The organism is Rhizobium sp. KDH_Rht_773_N (assembly GCF_052946295.1).
In genome coordinates this window covers 1,000,129-1,021,089 of record NZ_CM129525.1, presented here as the reverse complement: position 1 = coordinate 1,021,089, position 20,961 = coordinate 1,000,129, and the positions used below count along the sequence as shown (strand labels likewise).

Below are 20,961 nucleotides of genomic sequence, written 5' to 3'. Positions count from 1 at the left end.
ATTCGGAAAGCGCCGGGGCCGGGGCAATTGGAAGGGTGATTAGTGCCCAAGTCAGCTAAGTTGCAAGTGAAATTGTTTCAACAGGTCATCAAAAAAATAGCAGCACTTTCCGCGCTATCGGCGTGCGGTAGTCAATTCCAGTCGCCGATGGCAGCCTGTATCACCGCCAGGGCCGCCACAGCCGCCGTATCGGCGCGCAGGATGCGCGGCCCGAGCGGAATGGCGGTCACGAAATCGAGGCTGCGCAGCCGCGCCCGTTCCTCTTCGGAGAAGCCGCCTTCCGGGCCGACGAGCAGCGCGAGCTTCCGTTCGCTCACCTTTGAAAGCAGCGGCAGCGGGTTCTGCCCGGCATCGCCTTCGTCGCAATAGATGATGCGCCGGTCGGCCGGCCAGCGGTCGAGCAGATCGGCAAGCCTGACCGGTTCGGCCACCGCGGGAATGCCGAGCACGCCGCATTGTTCGGCCGCCTCGATGACATTGGCGCGGATCTTGTCAAGATTGGTGATCTTGCCCTGCACATGCTGGGTCATGACCGGCTGCAGCAGGCCGGCGCCCATTTCCACCGCCTTCTGGACCAGATAGTCCATGCGGCCGACCTTGAGCGGCGCGAAGAGATAGTGCAGGTCGCAAGGGGCGGGCTGCGGCCGGGTCTCTTCGCTCGCCGTCAGCAGGATGCGCTTGCGCGTCGGGAAGGAAAGGCTCGCCTTCCACTCGCCGTCGCGGCCGTTGAAGACCAGGATTTCCGCGCCCTCTTCCATGCGCAGCACGTTGGCGAGATAGTTGAACTGGTCGGCGCTGGCTTCGACGGCGGCACCCTTCGACAAGGGAGCATCGATGAAAAGCCGCTGCATGCGGAAATTGGCGCGCATCCTGAAACCCTGACTCAAATGAAGAGCGCGAACATAGCCCAATAAATCAGGGCCGCAAGCGCGGCGGAAACCGGCACGGTGATGATCCAGGCGCCGAGGATCGTCATGAAATGTGAGCGGCGGACGAGATAGCGCCTGCGCACTTCGTGGACGTTCGGCTCCGGCTCGTCGATTTCCCAGGTCTCGGCCTTGCGGCGGATGAATTCGATGCGGCGCTTCGAATGGCGCGTGTACCACTCGCGGAAGAAGCCGACGCCGAAGACCGAGCCGACGGCGATATGCGTGGTGGAAACCGGCAGGCCGAGCCATGAGGCGGCAATGACGGTAAAGGCGGTCGAAAGCGCCACGCAATAGGCCCGTGTCGGATTGAGCTTGGTGATCTCCTCGCCGACGAGCCGGATGAGGCGTGGCCCGAAAAGCAGGAGACCGACCGAGATTCCGAAGGCGCCGATCAGCATGACCCAGAGCGGCGGCTGGCCGACGGCGCCGCCATTGGCGATGCCTGCCGAATGGACGATGGCCGAGAGCGGGCCGACAGCGTTGGAAACGTCGTTTGCGCCATGCGCGAAGGAAAGCAGGGCGGCCGAACCCACCAGCGGAAAGTGGAAGAGTGTCCGAAGCGAGCTGTTGCGGTTCTCCAGATTTTCCGCCTGCCGCAGGATGAGGGGCCGCACAGCCAGCCAGCTGACGAGTCCGGTGCCGATCCCGACCAGAAGGATCGTCAGCGCCGGATATCGGCCCTCCGGCGCGAGCTGCAGCATCATATAGGCCATGAAGCCGCCGGCCATGGCGGCGATCATCACCGGGACCCAGCGCCGGGCGGCGGCAATCTTGTCCTCACGATAGACGATGAGGGTTTTGACCAGATAGAGCAGTCCGGCGGCGATCAGCCCGCCAAACAGCGGCGACGTCATCCAGCTTACGGTGATTTCCAGCATCACCCGCCAGTTGACCGGCTCGAATCCGACCGCGCCGATGCCCGCGCCGATCACCGCACCCACGATCGCGTGCGTCGTCGAAACCGGTGCGTTCATCCAGGTGGCGAGGTTGATCCACAATGCGGCGGCCGTGAGCGCCGCCATCATGATCCAGCCGAGCGTCGCCTGCGGTACCTGCACCGTATCGACGATGCTGGAGGAAATGGTCTTGACGACCTCGCCGCCGGCGATCGTCGCGCCCAGAACCTCGAAGATCGCGGCGACGATCAGCGCCTGCTTCATGGTGATGGCGCGCGCCCCGACGGCAGCGCCCACATTGTTGGTCACGTCGTTGGCGCCGATATTCAGGGCCATGTAGGCGGCAAGTGCCGCGGCCGCGACCACCAGCACCGCGCCGGGCCTGTCGAACACGTAGACGCCGGCAAAAAGCATGGCGAGGCCGAGAAAGATCAGGCCAAGTCCCGGTGCCACCAGCCGTCGCGCGACATACTTTGCCGCATCCTCGACATGCGTGACCTTGTCGAGATCCTTATCAAGCGTACGTTTGGTCAGGACTGGGTTACGTTGCGGCATTCTCTTTCCCGGCGGTGCCCTGCTTTTGCGCTGCTCTTTTTAGCAGCGCAAGATGGCAATACTCATTCCGCCGGAATTTGTTTTGGCAGAGTGCCGGAAAGCCGCTCCGCCATGCGCCGCTTGAAGGCAAGGAAGAGGTTGCGCAGGTCGGGTTCGTTCACGCGCTTCACGGCCTCGTCGCAGGAAACCCACTCGATGGTCCGTTCGCCCTTTTCCTTGAAGTTTTTCGCCACACCCGTCACCTCAAGGGCAAAGACCTGAACCTTGCAGGTCACTTTCAGGCCATCGCGCAGAACTTTCGGGTAGCTGTAGTGGCCGAACGTTTCGGTCTCGACCGTCCCGCGTATGCCGGCCTCCTCGAAGGCTTCCTGGGCTGCCACCTCATAGGCGTGCTTGCGCGCCATCGGCCAGCCCTTGGGGATCACCCAGCGACCGGTGTCGCGGCTGGTCATCAGCAGAACCTCGACATCGCCCGTTTTCTTTTTCACCCGGTAGCAGAGCGCGGCGTACTGCTGTCGCGGCGGACGCCGGAACATGAGTTGCACATCGGAAGCCAGGCGGGCGAGAAGGGTCAATTGTCGGGTCACCTTTAGGGTCTTTGTCTGAGTTGCTGTTATATTAGTATCATATGAAAAGCTTGCGCGATCCATACGTGCAAAGCGAAACAATTACGATTTGGTTCATTGTACGTACATAGGAAAAATCGAAGCGGGACAGGTTCGGGAATTCCGCCATTTCCTGTCTCGAATGCGTCGCCTTGCACACCTGTACAATATGGTCGGATCTTGCATTCCGTTCAATGCCGAGATCAGGTGATCCACCGTGATTTTCTGGAATGTGGTAACTATGCGACTTCCGCCCTTGAATGCGATCCGCGCCTTTGAAGCCGTCTGCCGGCACGGCAGCATTGTGAGGGCGGCCGAAGAGCTGGGCGTGGTGCGCGGCGCCGTGCGCCAGCAGATCGCAACGCTCGAAGATCACCTCGGCAGCAAGCTCTTCGTGCGCGATGGCCGCAGGCTCCTTCCGACCGAGAGGGCAAGCGCCCTCGCCGAGGCGGCCGGTACTGCTCTGACCATCTTGAAACGCGCCGCCGATGAATTCGAGGAGGCGGGCAGGCAGGCCATCCGCCTCGGCGTGCCTTCGGCCTTCGCCGTCTGGTGGCTGATGCCGCGCGCAGCCGACATGCAGGCAAGCCTGGGCAGTGTCGAGGTCGATATCGTGCCGATGACCGTCGTCGAGCCGCTGTCCCGGCATCCGGATTTCGACGCCGTCATTATGGGCGGCGAGCAGCGCTCCTCGGCCGGCACGGTGGAAACGCGCTTCATGGAGGACGAGTTCGGCCCGGTTGCGACACCGGCGCTTGCGCGGGAACTTGCGGGCAGGCCCGAAGCCCTGGCCGACGTCGCCATGTTGGCAAGCCGCAGCGCGCCAGGACTCTGGGCCGAATGGTTTGCCGAAAGCGGCACGCCGCCGGTTGCCTTTGCCCGCCGGCGCGAGTTCGAGGACCTGCTTCTGGCGCTGGGGGCGGCCCGGTCCGGCCTCGGCGTTGCGCTGGCGCCGAAAGCCTCGATCGAGGACGACCTCAGCCGTGGCATCCTGGTCGCCCCCTATGGTTTCATTCGCCGCCCGGCGGGCTACAGCCTCTGCTGCCGCATCCCCGATGCAAAACGTCCGGCTCTCGTGGCGCTCCGCAACTGGCTGCTGCGCTCGGGCAGCACATGAGAAAGGGCAGTTTTTCTGCCCTTTCACCAGAAATATCTCCATGCCGGCCCGATCTTCCCTCCGTTAGACCAGAGGGAAGCGAAAGGGGCATGAGATGGAAAAAGCTGCAACACGCATCGACTGGATCGGCAACGGCTGCCGGTTATTGAAGAAAACCGCGACGGAATGCCGGTGCCTGCCGATATCGATGTGATGGTGGCAAGCGCTTATCTCGATCTGGCGCGCTAGATTTCCACGACGATCTTGCCCTCTGCCTGCCGACTTTCGATCAGCCGGTAGGCATCGCCGACCTCGCCAAGCGAAAACGGATGCGGGTCCAGGTTCGGCATCAGCGTTCCAGCTTCGACGCGTGTCGCAATATGCCTGAGGACATCGCCATGATGGGCACGGTCCTCGCCGGTCAAGAGCGGTGCGAGTGTGAAGACGCCGGAATAGGTGGCTCCCTTGAAGGAGAGCGGCGCCAGCGAATGCGTGCCCCAGCCGAGGCTCGTGACGACATGCCCGAACTTCGCAACTGCCTCGAAGGCGGCATCGAGACCTTTCCCGCCGATTGTATCATAGACAATGTCGAAGCCGTTGCCATCAGTGTAGCGGGCGACATAGTCATCGACAGTCGCAACCGCATAGTCGATCGGCGTCGCACCGATACTGCGGATATATTCAGCCTTCGAACCGCCATCGACGGCATAGACCTCGGCACCGGCGGCAACAGCCATCTGCACGGCGATATGGCCGACGCCGCCGCCGCCGCCGATGACCAGAACCTTGTGGCCCGCTCTCACCTGGGTGCGTTCTTCAAGGCCTTCCCAGGCGGTGATCGCAATCAGCGGCAGGGCGGCGGCTTCGCGCATGGAAAGATTGCGCGGCTTCAGCGCGACGAGATCGGCATCGACGGCCGCGTATTCGGCAAGCGACCCCTGCAATCCACCCACGCCGCCGGTCATGCCGTAGACCTCGTCACCGGGGTGAAACCCCGCCACATCGGGGCCGACCGCTTCGACAATGCCGGCCATGTCGATGCCGAGGATGGCGGGCAGGGGATGGCGGGCATGTGCGGCTTCGTTGGCGCGGATTTTCAGGTCCAGCGGATTGAGAGCGGCGGCCTTGATGCGAACGAGGATCTGGCCGACCTGTGCGGCAGGCTTCTCGATATCGGTAACGGTGAATTCGGCATTCTGCGCTTCGACGAGCGCGGCTTTCATCATGCTCATGGAACTCTCCTTGGTTTGTTGGCCGCAGAATGCCGCATTGAATTCTGAATGGAAATCAAAGATAAAGAATGAAGATCATGCATTCTTGTTTGAGATAATGCCCTTGGAATGGAGCGACCTGAAACTTTTCCTGGCGATCGCCCGGCTCGGAACGCTGGGTGCAGCCGCACGCAGCATCGGCCTGACCCAGCCGACCATGGGCCGCCGGCTGCGCGCATTGGAAGCCTCGCTCGGTCAGACGCTTTTCCAGCGTACCGCCGAAGGCTTCGTGCTGACGGACGAGGGAACGACGGTCTTTGCCCATGCCGAACGCATGGAGGAGGAAGCGCTCGGACTGGAACGCGAACTCGCCGGCCAGAACCGGCAGCTCGACGGATTGCTGCGGCTTTCTTCGTCAGACTGGTTCGGCGCCCATGTCCTGTCGCCGGTTCTGGCGGAGTTTTCCGCTGCCTATCCGAAGGTCGTCATCGAACTCCTGACCGACAGCCGGCTTCTCAGCCTTTCACGACGCGAGGCAGATATCGTCTTTCGGATCGCGCCTTTCACCGAGACGGAAGTCATCTCCCGCAAGCTCATGCGTATCGACTACAGCCTCTATCTCCGCCGCGGTCTGCCGCATCCGGAGGCCGGCGATGGCAGAGGCGCCCGGCTCGTCACCATGGACGAGGCCTTCGGCGGCATGCCCGACGTCGGCTGGCTGCAGCGCGTTCTCCCGAAGGCCGAGATTGCCATGCGCAGCAACAACCGGGATGTGCAGGCGACCCTTTGTGCCAGAGGCGCCGGTCTTGCCGTCCTGCCGCGGCCGCTCGGCGATGCCATTCCGGCCATCGAGCCCGTCGATCTCGGCGAAGCGCCGCCTGGCCGCGACACATGGGTCGGCTATCACCGCGACATGCGGCGGCTGACGAGACTCAGGGCGCTGCTCGATCTCGTCATCGAACGACTGGCGGGCTAGCTATCTTCCTCAACGCTCCCAATAGGGAACCGGGCCGTAGAGCTCTGCCAGAAAATCGATGAACAGACGCACCTTGGCCGGCAGGAACTGGCGGCTCGGATAGACGGCCGAGAGCGTGACATTGTGCGAGCCCTCATAGGCCGGCAGCACCTGCACCAGCTTGCCGTTCTTCAGCTCCTCGCCGATATCCCAGGTGGAGCGCAGCGCAATGCCGAGGCCGGCAATGACCGTCTCGCGGATGACCTCGCTGGAATTGGTAATCAGCATGCCCTCGGGCCGCAGGCTGAAGGCGCCGTCCGGTCCGTCCAGCCGCCAGACGTCGTTGTTGTGAGCCGGCAGACAGCGGTGCTGTTTCAGCTCTTCGATATGTTTGGGCATGCCATGGGTCGCAATATAATCCGGCGAGGCGCAGAGCACCCGGCGCACGGGAGCGAGCCGGCGCGCGACGAGGCTCGAATCGGTCAGTTCCGCAATCCGGATGGCGAGGTCGAAGCCGCCGCCGACAATATCGCTGAACTCGTCGGTCAGTACCAGGTTGATCGCAAGTTCCGGATGCGCTTCCATGAAAGCCTTCAGATGCGGCGCAATATGCATGCGCCCGAAGGAAGTGGGAGCGGAGATCTTCAGCGTTCCGTGCATCTGCGCCGAGCGGCCGGAAATATAGAATTCCGCCTCTTCCAGCCCCGCCAGGATGCCGAGCACGCGGTCGTAGAAGCCCTGGCCGGCTTCCGTCAGCGAAATCTGCCGCGTCGTGCGCTGCAGGAGCCTTGTGCCGAGCCGGTCCTCCAGCCGTTTGATGCGCTTGGAAACGACGGCCGGAGAAAAGCCGAGCGCGCGCCCGGCAAGCGACATGCTGCCGGTCGAAACGACCTTGGCAAAGATTTCGAGATCACCCAGATTGGTCATAAGCTTTTACAACTTTTTCCCCTTTTGGCATAAGTGCTTAACATTTGCGCCGGTTTCGGGAAAGTGCTAAGCCGAAAGAACCGGTCACAGGGAGGATTTGTCGCCGGCTTCCGTCATGTTGGCCGAGGGAGATCGCCATGTCCGACGCCATTTCGTTTCTCGCTCCGCGCCCCGAAGTCCTTGCCCGCCGCAAGGAAATCGTCGCCGATCTCGTCGACCTCCTGCCGCCCGAATGCCTGATCCACGAAGCGCGCGAACTCGTGCCGTTCGAGACCGATGCCTTCGTTTCCTACCGCCGCCTGCCGCTCGCCGTCGCTTTGCCGCGCTCGACGGCGGAAGTGGCAACGGTGATGAAATACTGTCATCGCTACGGCATCCCGGTCGTCCCGCGCGGCGCCGGCACCTCGCTTTCCGGCGGCGCGATCCCGCAGGAAGATGCCGTCGTGCTCGGCCTGTCGAAGATGAACCGCATCCTGGATATCGATTTCGCCAATCGCTGCGCCACCGTCCAGGCGGGGGTGACCAATCTCAATATTTCCGAAGCCGTCTCGGCGGACGGTTTCTTCTATGCGCCCGATCCGAGTTCACAGCTTGCCTGCACGATCGGCGGCAATATCGGCATGAATTCCGGTGGTGCCCACTGTCTGAAATATGGCGTGACGACCAACAACCTGCTCGGCGTCAAGATGGTGCTGACCGACGGCAGCGTCGTTGAGCTCGGCGGCAAGGCGCTCGATGCGGCCGGCTACGATCTGCTCGGCCTCGTCTGCGGCCATGAGGGCCAGCTCGGCATCGTCACCGAAGCGACGGTGCGCCTGATCGCCAAGCCGGAGGGCGCCCGTCCCGTGCTGTTCGGTTTCGAAAGCTCGGAAGAGGCCGGCCGCTGTGTCGCCGATGTCATTGCCGCCGGCATCATCCCGGTTGCCATCGAATTCATGGACAAGCCGGCAATCGAAATCTGCGAGGCCTTTGCCCATGCCGGCTATCCGCTCGATGTCGGGGCGCTGCTGATCGTCGAGGTCGAGGGATCGGAAACGGAAATGGACGACATGCTGAAAAGCATCGTCGACATCGCCCGCAAACACGGCGTCAAGACGGTGCGCGAATGCCAGTCGGCAACCGAAGCGGCGTTGATCTGGAAGGGCCGCAAATCCGCCTTCGGCGCCACCGGCCGCATTGCCGACTATATCTGCATGGACGGCACGGTGCCGCTGAGCCAGCTGTCCTTCGTGCTGCAGCGGACCTCTGAGATCGTCGCAAGCTACGGCCTGCGCGTCGCCAATGTCTTCCACGCCGGCGACGGCAACATGCATCCCTTGATCCTCTTCAATGCCAACGATCCCGAAGACGCGGCAAGGGCGGAAGCGGCCGGCAACGATATCCTCAAGCTCTGCGTCGATGCCGGCGGCTGCCTGACCGGCGAGCACGGCGTCGGCATCGAAAAACGGGACCTGATGCACCACCAGTATTCCGAGGCCGATCTTGCCCAGCAGATGGCCGCCAGATCCGCCTTCGATCCGCAATGGCTGCTGAACCCGTCCAAAGTCTTTCCGCTCGAGGGGCGTTCGGCTGCATGATCGATCTGGTGCCGGCAAGCGAAGAGGAGGCCGCGGTGCTGGTCCGCGCCTATGCCGATCAGGGCCGTCTGCTCGCGATCTGCGGCGGCGATACGCGCTCCGGTTTCGGCAATGTCGTCAAGGCGGACGATCGCCTGCGCTCGACCGGCCTCACCGGTATCGTCGCCTACAATCCCGGCGAGATGGTGATGACCGCAAGGGCGGGCACGCCGCTGGCCGAGGTCGAGGCGGCCCTTGCCGAAAACGGCCAGATGCTCGCCTTCGAGCCCATGGATCATCGTGCGCTCATGGGGACTGCCGGCGAGCCGACGATCGGCGGCGTCTTTGCGGCCAATGTCTCCGGCCCGCGCCGTTTCGTGGCGGGGGCTGCGCGCGACAGCCTGCTTGGCATCCGTTTCGTCAACGGCAGGGGCGAGATCGTCAAGGCCGGCGGCCGGGTGATGAAGAATGTCACCGGCCTCGATCTGGTGAAGCTGCTTGCCGGTTCGCATGGCACGCTCGGCTTCCTGACGGAGGTGACGTTCCGCGTGCCGCCGCGCCCCAAGACCGAGGAAACCGTCGTCATCTCCGGCCTCAACGATGCCGAGGCCGCACATGCGATGGCGGCGGCCATGGCTCTGCCGGTGGAAGTGTCGGGTGCCGCGCATCTGCCTTTGACCGTCACCTGGAAATTCCTTTCCGGCAGACTGCCGGAGGGCGAGGCAACGGTGCTGCGCATCGAGGGCCTGCCCGGCTCGGTGGAATCGCGGGCGGCCAAGCTTCTGTCGGCCATGGCGCCCTTCGGGCAGGCCGTGAGGCTCGATCCGGCGGCAAGCCGCCAGCTCTGGCGGGAAATCCGCGACGTCGCACCCTATGCCGACGCAACCGCGCGCCCTGTCTGGCGCGTTTCGGTGGCGCCCGCCATCGGCCACCAGCTGGTGGCAGCGCTGAGGCTCGAAGCCGGTGTCGACGCCTTCTACGACTGGCAGGGCGGCCTCGTCTGGATGCGCATGGAAGCCGATCCCGAGGCCGATCTCGTCCGCCGCTTCGTCAAGGCGCTCGGCGGCGGCCATGCGACGCTGATGCGTGCGCCGGCTGCGGCGAGGGCGGCGATATCGGCGTTCCACCCGGAGGAGGAGGCGGTTGCCTTGCTGTCGCGCCGGGTGAAGGAAAAATTCGATCCGGCAGGGATCTTCAATCCCGGGAAGATGGCGGGATACTGACATGCAGACCAATTTCACGCTCGCCCAGCTGGCCGATCCGCATGTGGCCGAATCCGAGCAGATCCTGCGCAAATGCGTCCATTGCGGCTTCTGTACCGCCACCTGTCCGACCTATGTCACCCTCGGCAACGAACTCGACAGCCCGCGCGGGCGCATCTATCTCATCAAGGATATGCTGGAAAACGGCCGTGCGGCCGATGCCGAAGTGGCGACCCATATCGACCGCTGTCTGTCCTGCCTCGCCTGCACCACGACCTGTCCTTCGGGCGTCGACTACATGCATCTGGTCGATCACGCCCGGATTCATATCGAAAAGACCTATAAGCGGCCGTTGATGGACAGGCTGACGCGCGCCATCCTGGCGGCGGTGCTGCCCTATCCCGGCCGTTTTCGCGCGGCACTCGCGCTCGCCCGTATCGGCCGTCCCTTTGCCGGCCTGATGCGCGCCGCCGCACTGAAGCCCTTTGCCGCCATGCTGGCGCTTGCGCCCCGGAGCGTGCCCGCACCGTCGCCTTTCGCCAGGCCCGGCCGGCATGAGCCGCAGGCCGAGCGCCGCGGCCGCGTCGCCATCCTCACCGGCTGCGCCCAGCCCGTCCTCGACCCCGCCATCAACGAGGCGACGATCCGCCTTCTGACCCGCCTCGGCGTCGAAGTGGTCGTCCCCGAGGGCGAGACCTGCTGCGGCGCTCTCGTCCATCACATGGGACGCGAAGAGCAGGCACTCGCCTCCGCGCGCGCCAATGTCGACGTCTGGACCCGCGAGATCGAGGCCGGCGGCCTCGACGCGATCATCATCACCGCGTCCGGCTGCGGCACGACGATCAAGGATTACGGCCACATGCTGCGCCTCGATCCCGCCTATGCCGGCAAGGCGGCGCGGGTTTCGGCGCTTGCCAAGGACATTACCGAATATCTTGCCGGGCTTGACTTGCCGGCACACATGCCGAAGGGCATTACGGTCGCCTATCATTCGGCCTGCTCCATGCAGCACGGCCAGAAAATCACCATGGCGCCGAAGCACCTGCTCAAGGCGGCGGGCTTTACCGTGCGCGATCCGGCCGAAGGCCACCTCTGCTGCGGCTCGGCCGGCACCTACAACATCCTGCAGCCGGATATTTCCGCGGCGCTGAAGGCCCGCAAGGTCAAGAATATCGAGGCGACCAAGGCCGATATTATCGCCACCGGCAACATCGGCTGTATCACCCAGATAAGGTCGGGCACAGCGACGCCGATTCTGCACACTGTCGAGCTCCTGGATTGGGCTTATGGTGGTGCTGTGCCTGAAAAATTAAGGGATTTGCCACTAGCCTGAGAACACCGATTCATTGGCGATTTCGGCGGCGATCTCAGGAGCTTTGGCTATGTGGCGTGGATTGATGGTGCTTGCCGTATTGCTCGGCGCAGCTGGCGCGGCGCGGGCCGACGTCAGGTATTTCTGTTCTGCAGACGACAAGGATGTGCGCTTTACGCTCGAAAGCGCTTTTGAAGACGCTGGCGGCCACAAGCTGATCCATTTCCGCGGCGCGCTCATGTTCAAGGACGCCAACAAATCCAAGAACTTCGGCAAACGGATCCTCGAATCGCAGGATCTGACGAATCGCTGGTCGCGCGACGGCGATCTGCGCCTGGAAGTCTTTGCCACGGACGGTACCGATGCGGAAAGCGAATCCCTGGATCTCGCGGTTCTTGCCAGCCAGCACGGCAAGACTTCGTCGAATTTCGGCGGCACCTATGCCTTGCGGCTCGAAAACAAGGCCAACTTCTTCGTCGTCGAAGGCAAGGTGAGCTGCGGCACCAAATAGCCCCGCAAGATCATCTCATTGTTCCGCGCAAGTCCGGCAAAATCGCCAGGCGCCTTTGCGGCTCTTGCCCCGGATTACCAGTGGTAGGAAATACCGACATTGACCGCGTTGGTGACGATATTCGTCTTCAGGCGGTCGCCGCTGTCGATCGGAACGTCGACGCGCGAATAGGTGCCCTTGTATTCCACGAAGGTCGACCAGTTGTCGGTAACGCGGAAATCGACACCGGCCTGCGCCTGGAAGGTCACGCCGCCGAATTCGTAGTCGAAGGTCGTACCCTGGGGACGGGTGACTTCGACATGCGGGATGTTCACGCCGACGCCGGCGCCGAGATAGGGGGTCCAGCGGCGGGCCGGGTCCTTGAAGCGGTAGAGGCCGTTGACGGTCAAAAGGTTCAGGCCGTCGGTGAATTCGAAATGCGTCCAGCCGGGCGAGCGCGCCATGGTATCGTCGTCGGCATAGACCTTGTCATGCGTGTAGTCGACCGACACGCCCCAGTTCGGCAGGTTGAAGTCGCCCAGCCACCAGGTGACGCGGCCGCCGTAATAGGGCGGGCTGCCGAATGATTTTCCCTCCCATCCGGCGCTGAACGAAGTGCCGTCGGAAACATCGACATGGCTGTGCGGCGCCGTCTGGTAGCCGCCGTAAATGGAAAATTCCAGGTCTTCGGCCGAAGCCGTGCCAGCCACCGAAGCCAGGGCGGAAAACGCTACGCCTGCGAGAAGCAAGGTGGAACGACGCAATCTATATGCCATTGAATATCCCCGAAGTACCCAAAAGGTTATCAGTTCGATTCTGTGGCAGAGTTCTGTGTCACGAACTTAACAAAGAAAAGGCGCAACGCGTGCGCCTTCATTTTTGCAGGCAGTGTTGCTTAACCGCCGAACATGGTGCGCAGGATATCGATGCCCTTGTCCTGGAAGGCGACGTTGCCCTGCTTGTTGCCGGGGCCGACGACGATGACCTTGGTGCCGACGGAGACGCGGTTGTAAAGATGCGTCACGTCGTCGTTCATCATGCGGATGCAGCCGGACGACATGTTGAGGCCGATCGTCCAGGGCTGGTTCGTGCCGTGAATGCGGAAGATCGTGTCGCGGCCGCCCTTGTAGAGATACATGGCGCGCGCACCCAGCGGATTATCGGGGCCGCCGGGCTGAACCGCCGGAAGCTTGTGGCCTTCGCGGGCCTCGCGGGCGCGCATCTCCGCCGGCGGCGTCCAGCTCGGCCACTCGGCCATGCGCCCGATCGTCACGACACCCGACCAGCCGAAGCCGTCACGCCCGACGCCGATGCCGTAGCGCGTGGCGCGGTTGTTGCCTTCCACGAGATAGAGAAACTTGTTGTTGGTATCGACGATGATCGTGCCCGGCTTTTCGCTGGTGGCAAGGCGAACCACGCGCTTGCGGAACTGCGGCTTGATCTCGCGGGTCTGCTTGACGCCCCGCACGGCGTCGGTTGCGGTCATGACCGGTTCGGCGTTGACAGTCACAACCGTACAGGACAGCGCAACGGCTGCCGCCGCCGCGAGCCTAAGAAACTGCTTCATTTTCTATACCCTCTCCTTCAGGATCGCGTAGAGGCTAGTCAAATCGGTTTGAATTTCAAGTCGGAGAGGCGCGGGATACGATTTTTTGTAGCGCGGCGGGCCGCTGTTCTTGCCGCCCGCTGCCCATTATTTGCTCTTTACATCACGATGACGCGCGTGCCGACGTTGACGCGATCGTAAAGATCGACAACATCCTCGTTGCGCATGCGGATACAGCCGGAGGAGACGGCGCTGCCGATCGTCCAGGGCGCGTTGGTGCCGTGAATGCGGTAGAGGGTCGAGCCGAGATACATGGCGCGCGCGCCAAGCGGGTTCTCGGGGCCGCCATCCATGCGGGCCGGCAGGTAATGGCCCTTGGCGGCTTCGCGGCTCACCATGTCCGAGGGCGGTGTCCAGTCCGGCCATTCCGCCTTGCGGGTGATCTTGTGGGCGCCTGCCCATTCGAAGCCGGGCTTGCCGACGCCGACGCCATAACGACGAGCCTTGCCGCCATCCATGACGAGATAGAGGAAGCGGTTATTGGTATCGATGACGATGGTGCCGGCTTTCTCCTTCGTGTCGTAATCGACGACCTGCGGCAGGAACTGCGGCTCGATCCGCCCGCGGATGACCGGAATGCCGGGCCGGACGGCCGACACGGTCTGCGGCACCGGCTGCGGCGCGCGCTGGATGATCGTACGGCGTTGCTGGAAGAGGCCGCGTTGCTGCACGACGACCGGCCGCTGATAGACGACCGGACGGACCGGGCCGCCGCCGAGCTGGTTGATCCAGGGCGCTGTCAGGTCCGGGCTCAGCACCACGGGCGGGCGGGAGGCATATCGGTCGTCTGCAAGGGCGGCCGTGGAGATAATGCCGAGCATGGCTGCGGCAAGGACAAGGGGTTTCATCATCGGACGAACTCTCTACAAATGACCGAAAATGTGCTGGCGGAATTGTCCGCCTGCGGTCATGCTGCCACCGCGCCCGCCAGCGAATGGTAAATGCGGATTCATTAAAAGACGAAGCGCCGGATAAACTTTTCGTCAGGGTTATCGTTCGGTTTGGAAAGAAGGTTTGCAAATGGTAAAGCCGGCTTTGCAGGCAGGAAACGAGAAGAAAACATGAGCGAAACCGGCATAGTGACAGGCGAAGACGGCAGGAAGCGCTGCCACTGGCATGCGAATCTGCCCGACTATCTGCGCTACCATGACGAGGAATGGGGCCGGCCCGTCACCGACGATATCAGGCTCTTCGAGAAGATCTGCCTCGAGGGCTTCCAGTCCGGTCTGTCCTGGCTGACCATCCTGCGCAAGCGCGAGAATTTCCGCGCCGCTTTCGCCGGCTTCGATTTCGAGAAAGTGGCGCGCTTCGGCGAGGAGGATATCGCCCGGTGCCTGGCCGATGCCGGCATCATCCGCCATCGCGGCAAGATCGTTTCGACCATCAACAATGCGCGCCGCGCGATCGACCTCAGACATGAATTCGGCTCGCTCGCGCGCTATTTCTGGAGCTACGAGCCGCGTGCCGAGGAGCGGCCGGCAATTGTCGACCGCGAGCATATCCTCGCCAATCCGACGACGGCGACCTCGGTCAGGATTTCCAAGGATTTGAAGAAGCGCGGCTGGACCTTTGTCGGGCCGACCACAATTTACGCTTTCATGCAGGCTATGGGTCTCGTCAACGATCATCTTGAAGGTTGCTTTTGCCGCGCGGAAGTGGAGGCGATGCGCGCTGCATTGGTACGCCCATGAAACCTGTTCTTGCCCTTGCCGCAGCACTTTTCCTTTCCGCTTCCGCTGCCCTGGCGCAGACGCCGCAGCTCGATCCCGGCGAGAAGCTGGAAAAGCTGCAGTTTCCCGCCGTCACCATGCAGCTGAAGGGCTGGACCAAGTTCGGCAACAGCCATGTCTATACGCTGCCGGTCCGCACCGGCCAGCACGTCAGGATCAGTTTCCAGACCAAGAGCAAATTTGCTTTCCTGGCGATCTTCGACCTGTCGAAGCCGGATGACGAGGCCTTTTTCGGCACGGACGAGGATGGCGCCAGCTACGAGACGACGGTCAAGGAAAATGCCACCTGGCTGCTGCGTCCCTATTATTCCAAGGTTTCGCCGCGCCGCGGGCTGGGCGCGCCCTACAGCATTTTGATCGAGCCGCTTGCCGCCGCGCCCCAGCCGTCACAGCCCGCCCCCGAGCAACAGGAGCGGCCGTCGCTCTTTCCGAAGAGGCAGTAGCGCAAAACCTATTCCAGCGTGTCGATCAATCCGCGCAATTCACCGAGATGGCCGATCTTGCGGAAGCGCGGCGCCTCCTTCGGTTCCTCGACGCGTTCCAGCACCCAGGTCAGTTCGTGCGGCACGAAGACGCCGTAACTGCCGGCGGCGATGGCCGGCACGATATCGGATTTCAGCGAATTGCCGACCATCATCGCCCGTTCCGGCCCGTCCCCCACTTTGGAGAAGATGCGCCGGTAGGTGACGGCCGTCTTGTCCGAGACGATCTCCACCGCATCGAAATAATCGCCGAGCCCGGATTGGGCGAGCTTGCGCTCCTGGTCGAAAAGGTCGCCCTTGGTAATCAGCACCAGCAGATATTTCCCCGCCAGCGTCTCCAGCGTATCGCGCACATGCGGCAGCGTCTCGACCGGATGGGACAGAAGATCGCGTCCGGTATCGAGGATCTTGGCGATCACGCTCGACGGCACCTTGCCCTCGGTGATTTCGATCGCCGTCTCGATCATCGACAGCGTGAAACCCTTGATGCCGAATCCGTAATGGGCGAGGTTGCGCCTTTCCGCTTCGAGAAGCCGCTCGGAAATCGTGGCGCTCTCGGCAAAATCGGCAAGAAGCCTGCGGAAATGCTCTTCTGTCAGCCGGTAATAATGTTCGTTCTGCCAGAGTGTGTCATCGGCGTCGAAGCCGATCGTCGTCAATGGTCGGGCGGTCATATGCGCACCTTTATAAATATGAGAGGCAATCTATTCCCGGCCTGTGTCGAGACAAGGGCGTTACCGCGGGTCGCGACGGATCGGCGTTCCGTTGAAAAACGCGAGGCGGCGACCTACATGAGAGGTGCCTCACCTTGCAGCCAGCCCCGGCTGTGCCTGTCACGCGCAGGCCAATAATCAAAAAATAGAGTTCAGCAGTCCGCAAGCCCCTATTGCGGTAGACACAAGGGAATTTCTCGACATGCGTTACAACCAACTCGGAAATACCGGACTTTTCGTATCTGAAATCTGCCTTGGCACCATGACCTTTGGTGAAGCCAAGGAGGGCTCCCTGTGGGGCGCCATCGCCGATGTCGACCAGAAGGCGGCCGATGAGATCGTCCGGCGCTCGCTCGATGCCGGCGTCAACTTCATCGATACTGCAGACGTTTATTCCTTTGGCGAATCCGAACGCCTGCTCGGCCAGGCGCTGAAGAATCTCGGCGTTCCGCGCAAGGATGTCGTCATCGCCACCAAGGTCTACGGTGTCATGGGCGACAAGCCGAACGACCGCGGCGCCTCGCGCGGCCATATCATGGATTCCGTCGAGGCGAGCCTTGAGCGCTTGCAGACCGACCATATCGATCTCTACCAGATCCACGCCACCGATCCGGTCACGCCGATCGACGAGACGCTGCGTGCGCTCGACGATCTCGTCTCTCGTGGCCTCGTGCGTTATGTCGGCGTGTCCAACTGGCAGGCCTGGCGCATCGCCAAGGCGCTCGGCATTTCCGAACGCAAGGACTATGCCCGCTTCGAGACCGTGCAGGCCTATTATTCGATCGCCGGCCGCGATCTCGAGCGCGATATCGTGCCGCTCCTGCAGGAAGAAAAGCTCGGCCTCATGGTCTGGTCGCCGCTCGCCGGCGGCCTGCTCTCGGGCAAATACGGCCCGGGCGCACCGGGCAACGGCGAGGGCCGCCGCGCCAATTTCGACTTCCCGCCCGTCGACAGCGATCGCGCCTGGGCCTGCGTTGCCGTCATGCGCGAGATTGCCGGCAAACACGGCGTCAGCGTCGCCACCGTGGCGCTGGCCTATATTCTCGCCAAGCCCTTCGTGACGACCGTCATCATCGGCGCCAAGCGTGTCGACCAGCTCGACCAGAACCTTGCCGCCGTCAAGCTGAAGCTCGATGCCGACGATATGAAGCGGCTCGACGAGGTGAGCGCGCTTGCACCGGAATATCCGGGCTGGATGCTGACCCGCCAGGCCGCCGCCCGCCGCCCGGTCGATTTCGAGCCCAAGGCCTGATCAAGCCGAAACCGGATTGAACAAAGGACCGCCGTTCCCGCGGCGGTCCTCGCATTTTGGACCGAAGAATTACTTCGCGTGCGCCTTCAGCCAGGCATTCATTTCGGCGATTTCGGCTTCCTGCGCCTTGATGACGCCTTCCGCAAGCTTGCGGATTTCGGGATCTTTCCCGTATTGCAGCTCGATCTTGGCCATGTCGATCGCTCCCTGGTGATGCGGGATCATGCTGCGGACGAAATCGACATCGGTATCGCCGCTCAGTTTGATCATCATATCCTTGTGCATCCTGTCATTGGCCTCGGTAAAGGCCTGGCTGGACGGGCTGTGGCCGCCCATGTGCTTGGACATGTCCATGGCCGGCATATCCTCGGCGAAAGCCGGCGCGGCAAAGGCGATCAGTGCGGAAAGTGCGAAGATTTTCAGAGACATGAGTATTCCTTCCTCTGTCTGACAATAGGTTCTGGCGGCGGCAGGGCTGCCGTTCTCAAGAAGGGGACGTCAGACGAGACGGGGAGGCGGCGCCTGCGGTGCAGGCCTGTTGTCGCTAAGCGCCCGGTCGAGTGCCGGAGAAGGATAGGCGAAAACATGCCTGCCGCCATCGGCAAGCAGATCGGCCGGCGGCAGCACCAGGCAGGCCGCGCAAAGCGGCATATGGGCGACACCCGTGGCGCACGGGTCCTTCGCGGATCTGTCCTTGGCCGCCATCTCGGGCATCGTCATGCCTTCCGTGTGGTGATGCGCCACGCTCGCCTTGGCCTCAACCTGCATGGTCATCGAGGCACAGGTCGGACAGCCCGCCCATGCGGACAGGGTGCCGTAGACCAGCCAGGCGAAGATCATGCTTATGAGGGCGAAAGCGCGCATGGGCAAAACATAGGCGGGTGCGGGCGAAAAGCCAAGCGGCTCACCAGCCGGCAATGACTTTGTGAACGATCTGGTAGTCGCGGCTCTCCTCGCCAAGCGGTGCCACGGGCCAGTCCCAGCGGACCTTCGCCTCGGGTAGCGCCACGCCATGCATCAGGTCGGCTTCTTCATGCACTTTGCCGGTGCGGTCGATGACGGCATAGGAAATGTCGGTCACAAGGCAGGTCCGGCAGGGCAGGTCGGAAAGCCCCTGAATATGCGCCGCAATCAGGCGTTCCACCGTGTCCGCAGGCATGTCCGAAGGGGCGTCTGCCTCGTAGCGTCGTTTGACTCCCCGGCCGATCTGCGAGAGCAGGTTGGCGGAAACGACGAAATCGAGATAGGGCACGCTGCGCAGGAAGCCGAGCGGTTCCACTTCCCTCCCTGCCTTCAGGTCGTCATAACCCGATAGATCGCGTTCGATCAGCCGCACGTTGCGGTAGCCCTTGGCCTTCAGCCACAGGCGCACGGATGCCAGATGCACGAGATCGACGAGCACGACCGTATCGAAACTTGCTGCCAGATCCCCGATCGGCACGTCCCTCAGCAGGCCGGAGCCGAGCACGACGGCGGTTCGCCGCTGCCGAAGATCGCTCATCGCGGCCCGCATGGCGTCCTTGCTGCTCGCCTCATGCGCCGCCCAGGCCCGCCCGCAACGGCCGGCGCGCGACCAGAGATTGACCGAATAGCGCACGAAGCGGCGGTAGGCGCGGCCGGTGAGCGCCGCCGTGGCGAGATACTGAAGCGCTTCCGCGATCATGGCGATATCCTGGCAACAGGTCCTTTCCGCATCGATCCATCGATTCTGGGCGCCATATCAAGACCCTTGCCCTTGCCGCTAACCGCCCAATCCGCTAGGAAACCGCCACTGTCACATATGTGGAAATCCCCCGAAATGAACGACAAGCAGAAGAAACCGCAAAAGCTCAAGGCCCGCCTTCCGCGCGGCTTCGTCGACCGCTCCGCAGCCGATCTCCGCGCCGTCAACGAAATGACCGCGAAGATCCGCGAGGTCTACGAGCATTATGGTTTCGATCCGGTCGAAACGCCGCTGCTTGAATATACCGACGCGCTCGGCAAGTTCCTGCCCGACAGCGATCGCCCGAACGAGGGCGTCTTCTCGCTGCAGGACGACGACGAGCAGTGGATGTCGCTGCGTTACGACCTGACGGCGCCGCTTGCCCGTCACGTCGCCGAGAATTTCAACGAGATCCAGCTTCCCTATCGCACCTATCGCGCCGGCTACGTGTTCCGCAACGAGAAGCCGGGTCCGGGCCGTTTCCGCCAGTTCATGCAGTTCGATGCCGATACGGTCGGCGCGCCGGGCGTCCAGGCCGATGCCGAAATGTGCATGATGATGTCCGATACGCTGGAAGCGCTCGGCATCAAGCGCGGCGACTATGTGATCCGCGTCAACAACCGCAAGGTTCTGGACGGCGTGCTGGAAGCGATCGGTCTCGGCGGCGACGACAAGGCCGGCCAGCGCCTCAACGTGCTGCGCGCCATCGACAAGCTCGACAAGTTCGGCCCGGAAGGTGTGGCCCTGCTGCTCGGCCCCGGCCGCAAGGATGAGTCCGGTGACTTCACCAAGGGTGCCGGCCTCGACCAGAGCCAGATCGACAAGGTGCTGTTCTTCGTCGGCATCAAGAATTATGCCGAAAGTGCAGCCCAGCTCGCCGAGCTGGTCGCCGGCACGAGCAAGGGCGTCGAAGGCGTCGAAGAACTGAATTTCATCGGCGCGCTCGTCACCAGCGCCGGTTACCAGTCCGACCGCATCAAGATCGATCCCTCCGTCGTGCGCGGCCTCGAATATTATACCGGCCCGGTCTACGAGGCCGAGCTGCTCTTCGACGTCACCAACGAAAAGGGCGAAAAGGTCGTCTTCGGTTCCGTCGGCGGCGGCGGCCGGTATGACGGTCTCGTTTCCCGCTTCATGGGCCAGCCGGTTCCGGCAACGGGCTTCTCCATCGGCGTCTCGCGCCTGATGACGGCCCTGAAGAACCTCGGCAAGCTCGGCCAGCAGGACATTATCGAGCCGGTCCTCGTCACCGTCATGGATGGCGATGTCGAGGCCATGGGCCGCTACCAGCGCTTCACGCAGGAGCTTCGCGCCGCCGGCATCCGCGCCGAAATGTTCCAGGGCAACTGGAAGAAGTTCGGCAACCAGCTGAAATATGCCGACCGCCGCGGCTGCCCGATCGCCATCATCCAGGGCGGCGACGAGCGCGCTGAGGGCGTCGTCCAGATCAAGGATCTCATCGAGGGCAAGCGCCTCTCCGGCGAGATCGAGGACAACACGACCTGGCGCGAGGCGCGCGTGGCCCAGGAAACCGTTGCGGAAGCCGATCTGATCGCCAAGGTGAAGGAAATCCTCGCCGCCCAGGCGGAGGACCGGAAGAGGGCTGCGAATGCGCAGTAAACCCCTCCCCAACCCCTCCCCACAACGGGGAGGGGCTTATCGTGGCACCGTCCGGCCCAAAGCAGCATTTGCTCACCCCTCAACGTTTCTGACTTCGCGGGGCGAGCGCTCCAAGTTAACCC

At 62.9% G+C, this 20,961-nt stretch carries 22 protein-coding genes; 10 read left to right on the top strand and 12 right to left on the bottom strand.

Annotation, left to right across the window (positions count from 1 at the left end):
* Positions 1-131: 131 nt before the first annotated feature.
* From ACU8HS_RS05250 to ACU8HS_RS05240, 3 genes are all read right to left on the bottom strand, one after another.
* Complete coding sequence (locus tag ACU8HS_RS05250; RefSeq protein WP_112570956.1) at positions 132-869, bottom strand: 16S rRNA (uracil(1498)-N(3))-methyltransferase; 738 nt, start codon at positions 867-869, stop codon at positions 132-134.
* Positions 870-883: 14 nt separating this feature from the next.
* A complete protein-coding gene (locus ACU8HS_RS05245) occupies positions 884-2,380 on the bottom strand; it encodes an inorganic phosphate transporter (RefSeq protein WP_112570957.1) in 1,497 nt (498 codons plus the stop codon).
* A gap of 62 nt (positions 2,381-2,442) precedes the next feature.
* Entirely contained in the window at positions 2,443-2,955 is a 513-nt protein-coding gene (locus tag ACU8HS_RS05240; protein ID WP_112570959.1) for an NUDIX hydrolase, read from the bottom strand.
* A gap of 271 nt (positions 2,956-3,226) precedes the next feature.
* On the opposite strand from ACU8HS_RS05240, the gene ACU8HS_RS05235 reads away from it, so the two are divergent.
* Positions 3,227-4,102 (top strand): LysR substrate-binding domain-containing protein, encoded by an 876-nt coding sequence (locus tag ACU8HS_RS05235; RefSeq protein ID WP_112704653.1) that lies wholly within the window; start codon positions 3,227-3,229, stop codon positions 4,100-4,102.
* 224 nt (positions 4,103-4,326) lie between these two features.
* Here the strand turns inward: ACU8HS_RS05235 and ACU8HS_RS05230 are convergent, their stop codons facing one another.
* On the bottom strand, positions 4,327-5,313 hold the full coding sequence (locus ACU8HS_RS05230) for a zinc-dependent alcohol dehydrogenase family protein (RefSeq protein WP_112704655.1): 987 nt from the start codon (positions 5,311-5,313) through the stop codon (positions 4,327-4,329).
* A 103-nt stretch (positions 5,314-5,416) separates the two neighbouring features.
* Here ACU8HS_RS05230 and ACU8HS_RS05225 point away from each other — a divergent pair, with 103 nt between their 5' ends.
* The gene (locus ACU8HS_RS05225) at positions 5,417-6,268 is read left to right on the top strand and encodes a LysR family transcriptional regulator (protein ID WP_112570967.1); all 852 of its coding nucleotides are present in this window, start codon (positions 5,417-5,419) and stop codon (positions 6,266-6,268) included.
* 9 nt (positions 6,269-6,277) lie between these two features.
* On the opposite strand, the gene ACU8HS_RS05220 is transcribed toward ACU8HS_RS05225, so the two are convergent.
* Positions 6,278-7,174: a LysR family transcriptional regulator gene (locus ACU8HS_RS05220; RefSeq protein ID WP_447015515.1), complete on the bottom strand. Its 897-nt coding sequence runs from the start codon at positions 7,172-7,174 to the stop codon at positions 6,278-6,280.
* 137 nt (positions 7,175-7,311) lie between these two features.
* Between ACU8HS_RS05220 and ACU8HS_RS05215 the strand changes: the two genes are divergently transcribed.
* Genes ACU8HS_RS05215 through ACU8HS_RS05200 form a run of 4 tightly spaced genes read left to right on the top strand, consistent with a single transcriptional unit; the run spans position 7,312 to position 11,755 of the window.
* On the top strand, positions 7,312-8,751 hold the full coding sequence (locus ACU8HS_RS05215) for an FAD-linked oxidase C-terminal domain-containing protein (protein ID WP_447015514.1): 1,440 nt from the start codon (positions 7,312-7,314) through the stop codon (positions 8,749-8,751).
* Positions 8,748-9,953: an FAD-binding protein gene (locus ACU8HS_RS05210; protein ID WP_447015513.1), complete on the top strand. Its 1,206-nt coding sequence runs from the start codon at positions 8,748-8,750 to the stop codon at positions 9,951-9,953. The genes ACU8HS_RS05215 and ACU8HS_RS05210 overlap by 4 nt, the downstream gene beginning before the upstream one ends.
* A 1-nt stretch (position 9,954) precedes the next feature.
* Entirely contained in the window at positions 9,955-11,265 is a 1,311-nt protein-coding gene (gene glcF / locus ACU8HS_RS05205; RefSeq protein ID WP_112570975.1) for a glycolate oxidase subunit GlcF, read from the top strand.
* Between the two features lie 49 nt (positions 11,266-11,314).
* Positions 11,315-11,755, top strand: coding sequence for a hypothetical protein (locus tag ACU8HS_RS05200; RefSeq protein ID WP_112570977.1), 441 nt, complete (start codon positions 11,315-11,317; stop codon positions 11,753-11,755).
* Positions 11,756-11,829: 74 nt separating this feature from the next.
* Here the strand turns inward: ACU8HS_RS05200 and ACU8HS_RS05195 are convergent, their stop codons facing one another.
* The 3 genes from ACU8HS_RS05195 to ACU8HS_RS05185 form a co-directional block, all read right to left on the bottom strand.
* Positions 11,830-12,510: a porin family protein gene (locus tag ACU8HS_RS05195; protein WP_112570979.1), complete on the bottom strand. Its 681-nt coding sequence runs from the start codon at positions 12,508-12,510 to the stop codon at positions 11,830-11,832.
* 119 nt (positions 12,511-12,629) lie between these two features.
* Positions 12,630-13,301, bottom strand: coding sequence for a L,D-transpeptidase (locus tag ACU8HS_RS05190; protein ID WP_112570980.1), 672 nt, complete (start codon positions 13,299-13,301; stop codon positions 12,630-12,632).
* A 137-nt stretch (positions 13,302-13,438) separates the two neighbouring features.
* Positions 13,439-14,191 carry a L,D-transpeptidase gene (locus tag ACU8HS_RS05185; protein WP_112704659.1) on the bottom strand — a complete coding sequence of 251 codons (753 nt, stop codon included), beginning with the start codon at positions 14,189-14,191 and terminating at the stop codon, positions 13,439-13,441.
* 210 nt (positions 14,192-14,401) lie between these two features.
* On the opposite strand from ACU8HS_RS05185, the gene ACU8HS_RS05180 reads away from it, so the two are divergent.
* Both ACU8HS_RS05180 and ACU8HS_RS05175 read left to right on the top strand, forming a co-directional pair.
* Positions 14,402-15,031 (top strand): DNA-3-methyladenine glycosylase I, encoded by a 630-nt coding sequence (locus ACU8HS_RS05180; protein WP_112754876.1) that lies wholly within the window; start codon positions 14,402-14,404, stop codon positions 15,029-15,031.
* A complete protein-coding gene (locus ACU8HS_RS05175; RefSeq protein ID WP_447015512.1) occupies positions 15,028-15,513 on the top strand; it encodes a hypothetical protein in 486 nt (161 codons plus the stop codon). Before ACU8HS_RS05180 ends, ACU8HS_RS05175 begins: the two co-directional genes overlap by 4 nt.
* 8 nt (positions 15,514-15,521) lie before the next feature.
* On the opposite strand, the gene ACU8HS_RS05170 is transcribed toward ACU8HS_RS05175, so the two are convergent.
* A complete protein-coding gene (locus tag ACU8HS_RS05170; protein WP_112704660.1) occupies positions 15,522-16,226 on the bottom strand; it encodes an HAD family hydrolase in 705 nt (234 codons plus the stop codon).
* A 241-nt stretch (positions 16,227-16,467) separates the two neighbouring features.
* Here ACU8HS_RS05170 and ACU8HS_RS05165 point away from each other — a divergent pair, with 241 nt between their 5' ends.
* Complete coding sequence (locus tag ACU8HS_RS05165; protein WP_112704661.1) at positions 16,468-17,517, top strand: aldo/keto reductase; 1,050 nt, start codon at positions 16,468-16,470, stop codon at positions 17,515-17,517.
* A 69-nt stretch (positions 17,518-17,586) separates the two neighbouring features.
* Here the strand turns inward: ACU8HS_RS05165 and copM are convergent, their stop codons facing one another.
* From copM to ACU8HS_RS05150, 3 genes are all read right to left on the bottom strand, one after another.
* Positions 17,587-17,946, bottom strand: a complete 360-nt coding sequence (copM, locus tag ACU8HS_RS05160) for a CopM family metallochaperone (protein WP_112570992.1) — start codon at positions 17,944-17,946, stop codon at positions 17,587-17,589.
* Positions 17,947-18,015: 69 nt separating this feature from the next.
* Positions 18,016-18,381 carry a hypothetical protein gene (locus tag ACU8HS_RS05155; protein WP_447015511.1) on the bottom strand — a complete coding sequence of 122 codons (366 nt, stop codon included), beginning with the start codon at positions 18,379-18,381 and terminating at the stop codon, positions 18,016-18,018.
* A 40-nt stretch (positions 18,382-18,421) separates the two neighbouring features.
* Positions 18,422-19,180: a hypothetical protein gene (locus ACU8HS_RS05150; RefSeq protein WP_447015510.1), complete on the bottom strand. Its 759-nt coding sequence runs from the start codon at positions 19,178-19,180 to the stop codon at positions 18,422-18,424.
* A gap of 135 nt (positions 19,181-19,315) precedes the next feature.
* Between ACU8HS_RS05150 and hisS the strand changes: the two genes are divergently transcribed.
* Positions 19,316-20,839 (top strand): histidine--tRNA ligase, encoded by a 1,524-nt coding sequence (gene hisS, locus ACU8HS_RS05145; RefSeq protein WP_447015509.1) that lies wholly within the window; start codon positions 19,316-19,318, stop codon positions 20,837-20,839.
* The last annotated feature ends 122 nt before the right edge of the window (positions 20,840-20,961 follow it).